This window comes from Flavobacterium sp. HBTb2-11-1, from assembly GCF_009826975.1.
Classification (GTDB): Bacteria; Bacteroidota; Bacteroidia; order Flavobacteriales; family Flavobacteriaceae; genus Flavobacterium.
The window spans coordinates 1-13,336 of record NZ_WUMO01000015.1; the positions used below are offsets into that span (position 1 = coordinate 1).

Consider the following 13,336-nt stretch of genomic DNA (forward strand, 5'->3'; position numbering starts at 1 on the left):
GGAAGTTCCATCAATACTATAAGTCAACGGAGCTAAACCTGTTCCTGTTGCAATAATAGTAAATGAATTTCCAGAACCTGTACATTGATTATTATTTGTTGCTGTTACACTTGGTAAATTATCACTAACAACTGTAACTGTATTTTTCGCAATACAACCGTTGGTGTCTTTTACATAAACATCCCATACTAAATCAGCTCCAGAATTTGTATCTACAATTAAAGTAGCACTGTTGCTATAAGCTGATGATGGTACTGTTGATGGGCTTTTAGCGAAAGCGTAATTATAGTTTGGAGTACCGCCTGTTGCAGTAACTGTTATTTGCGAATTATCATTGTTACAATTTACATTAGATGCAGTTGCAGTAAAACTAACCAAAGAATTTGGCTGAGTTAGTGTAACCGAGAATGTTGCCTGACATTTTGTTAATCTGTCTGTCGCTGTAATTGTATATGTACCTGCTGGCTGAGGAGCAGTAACGTTTATTACTGTCGTTGTTTCAGAAACATTCTTTTGTTCTTGAATAATTGTTCCTCCACCATTTGTTATAACATAATCATAACCTCTGTTTTTAACACCGTTTACTATAAACTGAAGTGTTCCTGTTCCTCCATTACATTGAATATTAGCTAAAGCTGAACCAGTAGCTACAATATCTGGAGCCCCTTTTACAGTATAAGGCACTGTGAAAGAACAGCCAGTTTTAATATCTGTTGCTTGAAAAACATAATTACCAGGCGCTAACGATTTAAATTCACCATCTGAATTTGAAGCACTATTATATCCTGCAGGTCCAGAAATTATCTGATAACGAATTGGTGCAGAAACATCTATTTTTACTGCTGCAATGTTTACGTGACCACCAGGAGGAGTTGTAGAACAATCGTATCCACTATCTGTTATCGTAATGCCTGTAATTCTGTCTAAGTTATTAATCGTAACTGATAATGGTCCGAATTGACAATTATTGGCATCTCTAATATATGCTGTAACTACACCCCCTGTAGAGGTAGAAAATGTATTTGTACTGGTAAAATTTGATGTACCGTTGAAACTATAAGTATAAGCACCTGTTCCTCCTGCACCATTAACAGTAACAACAGCAGGTATAGTACCTGTGCCATTACACTGAAGTTCTGTAGCACTTATTGTTCCTGATACCGCAGCTGGCTGAGTTAATCGTATGGTAGCACTAGCAGAAGTACACCCTTTGCTATCTCTAACAATATAGGTATAATCAATATTTGGGCTTAAATTAGAGTATAAAGATGTTGATGACCAACCTGCATTATTAAAGTTGTATTCATATCCGCCGGAACCACCTGCACCTATTAATTGCACACTTCCATTTGTTAAACCATTACAAGTAATTTGTGTTGGGTTTGCAGTTACTGTAGGGTTTGCAATAGGGCTAACGATTCCACTAACAGTAGTAACGCAACCTTTAGAATCTGTAATTTCAAAAGTATAAGTACCTGCTGTAGTAGCTGTATATACAAAAGAAGTTCCTGTTATAGCGATACTAGATCCATATGCTCCTGCATTTCTTTTGACTTTGTAAGTAAATGGACTAGTTCCACCTGTAATTGTAACAGTAATTGTAGCATTTGGAGATGATGTACAATCTAATGTTTTAGAAATTGCTGCACTACCTTTTAATTCTGGCGCAATAACAATATTGCTAACTGTTGCTGTACAATTATTACTGTCTGTAACCACAACATTATGTGTACCAGGGCCTACATTTGTAAATGTATTTGAAGTTTGTGCCGCCCCACCATCTAAACTATAAGTTAATGTTCCAGTACCTGTGGCTGTTACAACAAGTGTTGATTGATTAGTAGAATCGTAACATAAATCAGAGCTTGCCGACAATGTTGCCGTTGGAATAGTTGGAGACGAAATGTTAACAGTTGCTGAAGCTGGAGAAGTACAAGCGTTTGTATCTTTTACTACAACTGTATACGTTCCCGTTGCAATATTTGTAAAGACATTTGATGTCTGGAATGGAACCACAACAGTACTTCCGTTAGCGGCTCTTAATTCATATTGGTAACTAGGTGTTCCTCCTGTTACAGTGGCTGTAATTGAAGCACCATTAGAACAAGTTGGCTGAGCTGTAACACGAGCTGTAACAGCCAATGCGTCAGGAGCACTAATTACTTGAGAGAATGGGAATGTACAGCTTGAAGCTGATGAATCAAAACGAACTCTAATCGAATATGTTTTATTAGTTAACCCAGTAGCAGTTACTGGAGATACTTTAGAGTTTATCCAAGTAGCTCCATTATCTAATGAATAATCGAAACCATAAGGAAGATTAAAATTCTGAGCTGCTATTGTGATTTCTCCATTATTAGATCCAGCACAAGTAAGGTTTTTAAATCCAGTAATTGAAGCGCTGAAAGCTTTGTTACTATCAATTACAATTGGGAAATCTTTTTGAGTAATACATGATTTAGGGATCTGACGAACCCAAATATCATCAATAACGATATCATTTCCTGCATAATCTGTGCTTCCTGAACGAATTCTAAATGTCAAATTGGTGTTGTTTCCTGGATTTAACGAGATGTTAATAGGCACCCATTTAGTTCTGTTTGGATCATTTGCCGCCTCAGCAATTTTTCCAGTATCTTGAGTCGCTACAACCTGTCCTGCTGAATTTACTAATTCAAATCTAACGATAGGAGCTGCACCGCTAACACCTGCATTTAATAAATTGGCAACATATAAATCAACCATTACCGGTTGATTTGGTATAACATCAACAATTGGTTTACTATATAAAATTCCGTATGGCCCTGCTGCAGAACCAATATTTACTAATAAATATCTTCCATTTGCATCAGCTCCGTTTGTAGTGTGATCTTTAAAGTGATACCAAGCAGTATCATTTCTCCAAAAGAAACTTGTAACAGAATATTGGTTATCTTCTACAGATCGAGTTGGTGTTCCATTTAATGAACAAGTATAAGGAGGATTAACTCTCTGGTCATTGAAACAGTATGCTGATGCAATACCAGGAGCGGTTGTTGTACCTCCTGAACCAAAATCTTCAATTAATAAATTACTGTAAGTTGGTACTGAAGTTAAATTATATTTTACTGAAATTGTATGAGATCCTGAAGGAACATTAACAAAAACGTTTGACGGTGTATTTGTATTCAATACATTATCCAAATAGTACTGATAAGCGTAATTAGTTCCTCCGCCACTTGTTACGGTAACGGTGCTAGTTGCTGTTCCGTTACAGTTGAAAACTGGTGGGGCAACAGATATCGTTGGATCAGCTGGTTTTGGATCTAAAACCACACCTGGCATACTGTAAATACAGCCTTTAGAATCTTTAATATACAAAGTATATGTTCCCGGAGCCACATAAGCTTCATTTGATGTTCCATAATTTACGCCTCCATCAAAGCTATAAGTATATGGAGGTGTTCCCCCTTGTGGGTTTGTAATTCTTACTTTACCAAATCCACTTCCTGAAGGGTCACATCCTGCTAATTCTGAAACACCCGCTGATGCAGATAAAGCATTTGCTGGTTGAGTAATTGTAATTGATGTTGCTGGATCAGTACAAGTTACGCCTGACATTGTATAACGTACAACAACATTGTAAGTACCTGCAGTAACATTTGGAAATACTGGATTATTGCTAAATGTTGCACCATTATCTATACTATATTGTAAAGTATATCCATTAGCATTAGTAACATTTACACTTATTTGCGAAGTGCCACCGCTACAGTTAATTTCAGTTGCTGTAACAGTATAAGTAGGTTTTGGATTTGCATTTACCGTAATAGATGTTGTTCCGCTACAGTTGTTTGCATCAACTACTCTAATATCATATGTGCCTGGACCAGTTACAGCAATTTCATTTGATAATTGGAATGTAGAAGAACCATTTATAAAATGGTAATATGGCGCAGTTCCACCTGTTGTTGTCACAACAATTTTACCATTTGAACACGCTGTTAATGGAACCGTTAAAGCTGCTGTTGGATTTAAACCTGCTGGAACCGGATTTATTGTTACATCAACAGTTTTGTCACAAGATGGAGCTGGATTAGATCCAACGGCTCCATTAGTAACTCTAACTCTATAATCTCCAGATGATAAATTAGCAAATGTATAATCTGAATTTAAAGTTGGACCAAAACTATTAACTAAAGTTCCACCGCTAGTATAAATATAATAGTAATATTGAGGATCAATATTTTGTGCACCAACTTTGATGCTTCCTTTATCATTTTTACATGTCGGTTGCGTTACAGTCGTAGAAATAGTAAGATCTCTGCTTCTAATTAAAATACCTGGAACAGTAAAAATACAAGGATTAGTTGTTACACCAATTTGTCTAATGTGAACAGTATAAGAATTTGGACTTGTAATAGGAAATACATTACTAGTCTGATAAGCACCAGGAGTTCCATTTGGATCTGTGCTAATGGCATATTCATATCCAGCAGGAACACCTCCGATTGTAATACTTCCTGGAGCCCCACAAATAATATCTTTATGAGTTTCTGTTGGTGTTAATGAGTTAGTGTAAACATTAAAGTAGAAACGATTGAAACATCCTCCCGCATAATTTAATGTTAAGCGGAACTGTCCGGCTTGATTTGCATTATAAGTAGATCCTGTTTTTACTGTAGTCCACGTACAAGAAGTACTTTCGTTAGCACAATTTTGATTTGTAACTGCCGTACAGCTTGATTCATTTAATTTCTCCCAAACAATACTATTTGCATCTGAAATATTTAATGTAATTGCTCTAGAAGCATTTCCTCCACATAAAAAGATATTAGGAAGTTTTTTTCCATCGTTAGAACATATTACTACCTGATCTGCAAAAGGTATTACAGGATTTTCTACTGTAGTACCAAATCTAGTAACAACAAATGACTGATAAATTGATCTACATGGAGCTGCCGCCAAATTGTACACATAATAAGTACCAGGATTTTTTACATTAAGTGTTTGACCTTTGCCTATCTGTTGTGTACGTGCCTCATCGCTATACCAAGTATAATCAGTATATCCATTTGCTGCAGTCAAATTAATGCTTTCACCGCAAAGTGTTACATTCTCGGTATATTTACATCCATCAACTCCTACTAAAAAGTTAGTTGCTTTTGGAATTAAAATACATCCTGTGTTTGTATTAACACTCGGGTCATCAGAAATTGTAAAAGCTGTATTTTGTGTTCCTTTGTAAGTTGCATATGCAGAGTTGTCAATACTATTAGAACAAGCCTCACTCAACATATGACAATCTGGAACAACCTGAACTTTGAAACTAATTACTTTTTCAGGGTCGCCAACTTTAACCACACTGTTATCAACCTTAAAAACAATATTCCTTGTAGTAGCATCATAACTTTGAACAGTTACTCCCGTTGGCAATGAAACAATATCCGATGGATAATTAAAAATAATATTTATAGGCAATTGGTCTCTTATAGTAAATGAAGTAGCGTTATCATTTCCTGTATTCTTAAAACCAATTTCATAATTCAATTGCTGGCCTAACGTAACATCTTGACCACCTATATTAACTCCTTGCGCATTCTTTACAATTTTGGTTAAAACAATTTTAGGCTCAATAATTTCAACATTAAAAGCGTTAAAAAAGAGTCCGTAACCATCCCCACTTGTCGTAAGTTTTAACGTTGCAGAAGTATCATTGTTTTTAATAACACTTCCTCCCGGATATTTTTTAGTCGCTGGGTTCGGTACATTCAAAATACCCGCCTCAAAACCTAGCGTATTGCCACTGGCCGGATTTCTATCTGTATATGGTCCATTAGTATCGTTAATCGTACTATTAAAAAAGTTATCTACTGGACGTTCTGCAGTAGAAATATCAGTATCGTTAATAGAATACCTATCACCCGGTAAGTCAACATCTCCTTCTAAAGCTGCAAATGCTAATTTTGCTTTTACAGTTCCTGTCGGAATCGTTTTAAACCCAGAAATATTATAAGTAACAGCATTGCTATTTGCCTGAATCCATCTGAAACCATCAAAAGAAGTAATATATTTAGCTGAAGATTTTGGATCCTCATATACCACAAATAAATTCCATCCTGCAGAAAAACCTCCATTAATATTTCCTTGTGCAGAAATGATATTTGCTACTGTATATTGTCCTTCAGGATTTGCCAAACCTTGTACTAAAGAAGTCAAATCATAATAGTAAGCATAAGGTATTTGAGAACCATTTGAATTAGAAGGATAATAATCATAAATTAACTGCCCACTGATATCAGTATAAGCTGCCTGATTAGGCAACTTAATTTTAATAGAACCTAAATTACTTCTATTAACCGTTTTATTATCTATAGATCCTTGGCTGTAAATACCTGCCCAATAAAGTCCTGCGTAGACAATTTTATAACATTCCCTACTTCCGCTAGGAATACTTAACGTAGCCGAACTTGAACTAAATGTACTGCTGTCATTATCAATATCGACATAATACATCTGAAGATTGTTGTTGTTTTGATTATAGACATTGTAAGCATCATTTGGTCTTTCGTTGGCTTTATTATTATCTCTATTCAGAATGTTATTACCAATCAGAAGCATATCACCTTTTAAACTCGTATCGAAACGAGGGGTAAAATCCTTCTGAGCGTGAATAACAAAACTTTGAATACAAAGCAATACAGCTAAAACTAATTTTAAAGTAGTAGGTTTCTTCATGTTTCTATGGTTTCAGTTTAACGGCTATTTTTAAAGGGGCATTTAAAAACAGCATATACTCTTTATTTAAAATTTACTTTATGTTGATTTTCTTTTTTCAAAGAAGCCACATCAATCTAATATTTTTCTAATTTTCCACTTTTACAATAGCCATTTTGCCATTGTATGGTTTATTTCCTTTAGCTTCCAATGCTTTGGTAGCTTCTTGCAAACCGTCGAATTTTTCATAATAAATATAATATTTACTCGTAGCTAGGTTGTAAAAGAAATTAACATCTGAACGTCCTGCAGCAACAGCTTTAGTTAAGAACTCATCGCGTTTCTCTACACTACTATGAACTGCAATAATCATATAATATCCATTATCAGAATTTTTAATATTCTTAATAATCTGCATGTTTGACTGCTCTTCACCAAAGTCAAAATCACTTGCTTTTAAAGGTGTGCTGCTCAGCTTGGTTGTTTCTTTTATTCTCTTAAGAGCCGCAACGTCCTGTGCATATCTTCCTTCATCATTCTCATAAGCTGCACGCTTAATTCTACGTTTACGCTCAATTTCAGTCTCTGTTTTAATGCGCTCTAAATCGGCAATTAAAGCTGCTCCTTCTCTTTCCATTTTCAACTGAGCCGCTTTCAACTCATTAATCTTTTCAAGATATGCTTTATTCAAAGGATCATCTTTAGGGAACTTTTTAAGCCTTTCGTTATAAAGATTTGTCAGTTTTGCAATCTCATTCTTCATACTGTTATTTGCATCAGCAATCTGAACTTTTAATGACTCTATCTGACTGTTTTCTGCCGCTACACTCTTAAATGGTTTTGGCTCTTTATAAATACCTTTTTCACTTAAATCGTTTTCCTCTTTTAAATCATTCAAATCTTTTTGCTTATTCGCAACTGTAGCTTTAAATTGATCTAATAAATCTGTTTGTACTTTACTTGTACCTTCAACTGATTGAGTCAAATTTTCAATAGCTTTTCCAGTATCATCCTTCGCTTTGGCTGCTAACGCTGCTGCTTCTGCATCAGCTTTTGCTTTCTCAGCTGCTAATCTTGCTTGACGCTCTTCTTCCTCTTTCAAGCGTCTTGTTTCTTCTTCAGCCTTCAACTTCTCTGTAGCTTCAGCGTCAGCTTTGGCTTTTGCTTCTGCCAGAAGTCTTGCTTGTTCAGCTTCCATATCGGCTTTCGCTTTGGCATCAGCCGCCAATTTCGCTTGAAGTGCTTCTGCATCAGCTTTCGCTTTGGCATCTGCTGCCAATTTAGCCTGACGAGCTTCTTCTTCCAATCTTGCTTTCTCTTCAGCAGCTTGTTTTGCTTTTAATGCCTCTGCATCTGCTTTCGCTTTAGCATCAGCTGCAAGTTTTGCTTGAAGTGCTTCCGCATCAGCTTTGGCTTTGGCTTCTGCTGCTAATTTAGCCTGACGAGCTTCTTCTTCCAATCTTGCTTTTTCTTCAGCAGCTTGTTTGGCTTTCAATGCCTCTGCATCGGCTTTCGCTTTGGCATCTGCTGCTAACTTAGCTTGACGTGCCTCTTCTTCTTGTAACTTTTTCGCTTCGGCTTCTGCTTTCGCTTTTGCAGTAGCTTCTGCATCAGCTTTTACTTTTGCATCAGCTAATAATTTTGCCTGTAAAGCTTCCATATCGGCTTTCGCTTTGGCATCAGCTGCAAGTTTCGCTTGAAGAGCTTCGGCATCGGCTTTAGCCTTAGCTTCGGCTGCTAATTTAGCTTGACGTGCTTCTTCTTCTACTCTTGCTTTTTCTTCTGCAGCCTGTTTAGCCTGTAATGCTTCTGCATCCGCTTTCGCTTTAGCCTCAGCTGCCAATCTTGCTTTTTCTGCTTCTGCGTCAGCCTTGGCTTTTGCTTCAGCCGCTAATTTCGCCTGACGAGCTTCTTCTTCTATTCTGGCTTTTTCCTCTGCAGCTTGTTTGGCTTGTAATGCCTCTGCATCCGCTTTCGCTTTAGCCTCAGCTGCCAATCTTGCTTTTTCTGCTTCTGCGTCAGCTTTGGCTTTTGCTTCTGCCGCTTGTTTCGCTTTCAATGCTTCTGCATCTGCTTTGGCTTTTGCCTCTGCAGCTAATTTTGCCTGACGTGCATTTTCTTCCTCTTGTAATTTTTTCGCTTCTGCTTCGGCTTTTGCTTTTGCTGTAGCTTCTGCATCGGCTTTTACTCTAGCATCTGCAATTAATTTAGCTTGCAAAGCTTCCATATCAGCTTTTGCTTTTGCATCAGCTGCTAATCTTGCTTGTTCTGCTTCTGCATCAGCTTTCGCTTTTGCTTCGGCTGCTAATCTTACTTTTTCTGCTTCTGCATCAGCTTTCGCTTTTGCTTCGGCTTCTAATTTGGCTTTTGCCGCTGCTTCTGCGTCAGCTTTGGCTTTCGCATCTGCTACTAGTTTAGCTTGAAGTGCTTCTGCATCGGCTTTTGCTTTTGCTTCAGCAGCTAATTGTGCTTGTCTAGCTTCTTCTGCTTGTTTTATTTTTAATGCTTCTGCATCAGCTTTTGCTTTTAATTCTGCCGCTATAATTGCTTGTCTCGCTTCTTCGTCAGCTTTTACTTTTGCTTCTGCCGCTAACTTTTCTTTAAGCGCTGCCTCTTCTGCTGCTTTTGCTTTTGCGTCTGCCGCCAATTTAGCTTTATTAGCTGCATCAATTGATGCTTTTGTTTTAGCTTCGGCTGCAGTTTTAGCTTTTGCTTCGGCTGCTAACCTTGCTTGCAATGCATCTGAATCAGCTTTTGCTTTTGCATCAGCCGCTAATATTGACTGCATATCGGCAGCCTCTGCTTTTGCTTTTGCATCTGCTTTACGTTTTGCTTCGGCAGCGTCAGCTTTTGCTTTATTGTCTGCAATTAATTTTAATCTCGCAGCTTCTGCATCAGCTTTTGCTTTTTCTGCAGCGGCTAATCTGGCTTGTCTAGCTGCTTCAGCATCGGCTTTTGCTTTTTCAGCAGCTGCTAATCTCATTTTTGCTGCAGCTTCTGAATTTGCTCTTGCTCTTTCTATAGCAAGCTGTGCAGCTGTTTTTTGTTGTGTCGGCGCTGCTGCATTCGCCGCTGCAGCTTTTGCTTTTGCAGCTTCTGCGTCGGCTTTTGCTTTATCTGCTGCTGCAACTTTTGCTTGTAAAGCCTCTGCGTCCGCCTTAGCTTTAGCATCAGCAGCTAATTTTATTTTTAATGCTTCCGCATCTGCTTGTGCTTTATCTGCAGCTAGCTGTTCTGGAGTTTTTTGTGCAATTGCTCCAGATTTATTTGCTGCGGCTTGTGCTCTTGCGGCTGCTGCGGCATCTACTCTTGCTTTATTATCAGCCGCTAGTTTTATTCTGCGTTCTTCTGCATCTGCTCTAGCTTTATCAGCCGCTAATTGTGCCTGTGTTTTTTGTGTTTCTGCTAAAGCTTTGTTTGCGGCTGCAGTTTGTGCTCTTGCTGCTGCTGCAGCATCTGCTTTGGCTTTTGCCTCCGCAGCTAATCTTATTTTAACTGCCTCAGCATCTGCCTTAGCTTTATTGTCTGCTTCTAGTTTTGCTTTTGCAGCAGCTTCAGCATCTGCTTTTGCTTTATTGTCTGCTTCTAATTTGGCTTTCGCTTTAGCCTCCGCATCTGCCTTAACTTTTTCTGCAGCCGCAAGTCTTGCTTGTTTTGCTTCTGCATCAGCTTTTGCTTTTGCTTCGGCCGCTAATCTGTTCTTTTCAGCAATTTCTGCTCTATTTACCTGAGTTGCCTCCGATTGTGGTTTAGCTGGAACTGGTTTTGATTTTGACGGATCCACAAGAGATCCTTCATCGTCATCTCCATAATAGTAATTTCTGTTTTTGAATTTATAGGCAATTGCAAATTCATGAGAACCGCCTAGATTAGAGAAATTGCCCATTCCTCTTTCGTAATTATATTCGATAGCAATACTTGGAGTAATGTTAACTCCTAGACCTGCTGAAACCCCATATAATGTATTATATCCAGCCTGCGCCCAAACTCCTTGCTGAAGTGACAGCATAGCAAGTCCAGAAATGACTGTTTTATCTTTTTTAATTTCTGTTCTAACAATTCCAGAAAATTTACTCCTGTCAAAAAAACCGTAACTGTCAATATATCCAGTATACATGGCGTGTAGCTGAATAGCTCTTTCTGGATCTTCTTTTACCATTCCAGATCCAAAATTGTAAAGCACTAAATTGTTAACTGCTAATCCAAAATCTAAAAATTCTGTACCATAATTAATCCCAGGATTTACTGTCAGCAATGTGCTTTTTGGAAAGTCTCCTGTTAAAATAGTAGAATCATCTGATATGATTTTTCCAGTATTGATGCCACTTTGATAAATTCCTACATTTAAACCAAAAGTCAAATTGCTTGCTTCTTCTAGAACAATGTTATGAGCGAAGTTGGCAACTCCACCAAAAACAGTCATTAATCCGTAATTCTGTTGAAATAGACCAACAGCAAATGCTTCATTCTCTCTAAATCGTCCAGAATAATTGGCTAAATAAGTCTGCGGAGCATTATCAAACTGTACCCATTGTCTCTTATTATAAAAACTTGCGTACGGATTTGATTCTCTAACAAAACTAAATGTCGGGTTAATTAAATATCTATTAAACTTTAAAGAATTTCTAATGGGTAATGAAAACGAAACAACTCCATCCTCAGAAGCTTCTTGAGAATAGAGTACATTTGATAAACCGTAAAATAACGTGATGAATAGTAAAAATTTCTTCATATTATTTTATAACAGTTATTGATCCTTTTTTTTCACCTGCATCGCCTTGAATGACATAGTAATAAACGGGATTAACATTTTTAAAATCTATATTGTTTTGAGGCCAGTCGCCTTGGTAATTCACTACGTCCAAAACCATTTCTCCATTTGAACTAATGATCATTACCTTCGTATTTGCATTTTTATATTCGTCTGGAATATTCCAATAAGGATTCATTCCACTTAATTTTATAATGTTAGGAATAACACTAGCTGGGCCAGATTCACCATTTATTCTAAATGAAAACTCTCGGCTCGCTACGCAGCCAGACACTTGAGAAATCTTTACTTTATAATTCCCTTTCACTGAAATAACCAAAGAACTTCCTGTCTCTCCCGAAATTAAATTGTCGTTTAAGTACCATTCAAAAGTAGGAGCAGAAGCATCTGTTGTAACATTAACCGTTATAGTTTCGCCTTCGCTTAATTTGTATCCGTCTTGAGCATCAATGCTTGCTTCAAAACCATTGCTTTGAAGATTGATAGATCCTGTAGCTTTACATCCGCCAAAATCGACTTCTACAGTATAAACACCAGATTCATTTGTAGAATAAGTACGGCTTGTAGCTCCAGCTATAGTAACACCATCTTTCTTCCATAAATAACTATTTCCTGAAGTGGCTGTTAAAACTGTTCCCGTACCATTAGCGCAAAAAGGATTTCCTAGACTTGAATTAATCGTTACACCTGATCCACTACTAGATGACGTTACATTCACACGATTAGAGCTAAAGTTAACGTCAGAACATTGGCCATAATCAATCTCAGCATAATATTTTCCTGTACTATTAACCACTATCTCCTTAGACGATTGTCCTGTGATAAGAACATCATCTTTATACCATTTATACTTGATATTAGGAATGTCAATTGGAGATGGAGCATCTGCACTGACAGAAAGCGTTAAACTTCCTCCAGAACATAACATTGCTGTATCACTCTTATTATTGATAAAGAAAGATGACTCGTATGTTTTGAAATACGCAGGAAAAGAAGTATTGCCTAAAGAGTTTTTAAATCTTGTACTAGTAACACCTGTTGAGCTTTTTACTCGCAGGCTATAAGTATCAGAACCAATTAAATTTGTCGGAACTGCATACTTGATTGTTTTTTGGGTTGCAGAAACATCAATAGTTTGAAGGAGAGTCGTTGCAACTGGAGAAGTAAAATTTCCCGCAGCGTCTGAAAGCTCAACTACGAAGGTAGTACCTGCGGGAAAATCTATATAACTAAAAGTAGCATAAAATTCGTTAAACGAATTACCAGCGCAAAGCTTCTCTAATCCATCAAATGTTTGAGGAACTATAGTTTGGGCATAGGAATTCGATCTAGCAAATAGTAGAATGCTAAATAAAATTAAAACTTTAAAAAAAGATAAAGTAATTTTTTGAATCATATAGTGCGTGTTCTTGCTAGATCTATACGCTCAAAAAACAAGATATCTATAACTGTTTCAGAGAAATCATATTTGTAGTTTTCAATTACCTCTTTAGCAATAATTGAAGTTGCTGCAAGTGTTGAGTTCTCCTCATAATCATTAGATACAGTATTTGACTCAGCCGCTATAGTAAGGCTATCCTTGGGGGTGGACATCCCTACTATAGACTGATTTAAATTACTTGATTTGCCGTTTTCTACAACAGCATTGTTTCTGTTATTTTGGTTATTATTAGCCAAAGTTAAACCACACTCAGAAACAGCAGCCTTAGTAGGGTTTTCTGCTGTATTCTGTGCATATAGAGTTAACGATATAGGCGAAACCAAAAATATTATATATAAAAAATATTTTTTCGTAGATACCATTATGTCTTGATCTTTATTTTGGCCCGTAAGACGATACATAAATTGTGTCTGGGGACTTAATTAATA

Annotated in this window: 4 protein-coding genes; all 4 read right to left on the reverse strand. The window is 37.1% G+C overall.

The window, feature by feature from the left end:
• On the reverse strand, positions 1-6,717 hold a 6,717-nt coding region (locus GR162_RS21765), incomplete at its 3' end, for a hypothetical protein (RefSeq protein ID WP_160783850.1).
• A 127-nt stretch (positions 6,718-6,844) separates the two neighbouring features.
• Positions 6,845-11,428 (reverse strand): PorP/SprF family type IX secretion system membrane protein, encoded by a 4,584-nt coding sequence (locus tag GR162_RS22380; protein ID WP_160783851.1) that lies wholly within the window; start codon positions 11,426-11,428, stop codon positions 6,845-6,847.
• A 1-nt stretch (position 11,429) separates the two neighbouring features.
• A complete protein-coding gene (sprC, locus tag GR162_RS21775) occupies positions 11,430-12,863 on the reverse strand; it encodes a gliding motility protein SprC (protein WP_160783852.1) in 1,434 nt (477 codons plus the stop codon).
• Positions 12,860-13,270 (reverse strand): hypothetical protein, encoded by a 411-nt coding sequence (locus tag GR162_RS21780; protein WP_237421411.1) that lies wholly within the window; start codon positions 13,268-13,270, stop codon positions 12,860-12,862. The genes sprC and GR162_RS21780 overlap by 4 nt, the downstream gene beginning before the upstream one ends.
• Positions 13,271-13,336: the final 66 nt, after the last annotated feature.

What these genes read in the sequence shown, in the direction of transcription:
- GR162_RS21780 (WP_237421411.1), bottom strand. Translation starts at nt 13,270, where the DNA reads ATGGTATCTACGAAAAAATATTTTTTATATATAATATTTTTGGTTTCG.
- sprC (WP_160783852.1), bottom strand. Translation starts at nt 12,863, where the DNA reads ATGATTCAAAAAATTACTTTATCTTTTTTTAAAGTTTTAATTTTATTT.
- GR162_RS22380 (WP_160783851.1), bottom strand. Translation starts at nt 11,428, where the DNA reads ATGAAGAAATTTTTACTATTCATCACGTTATTTTACGGTTTATCAAAT.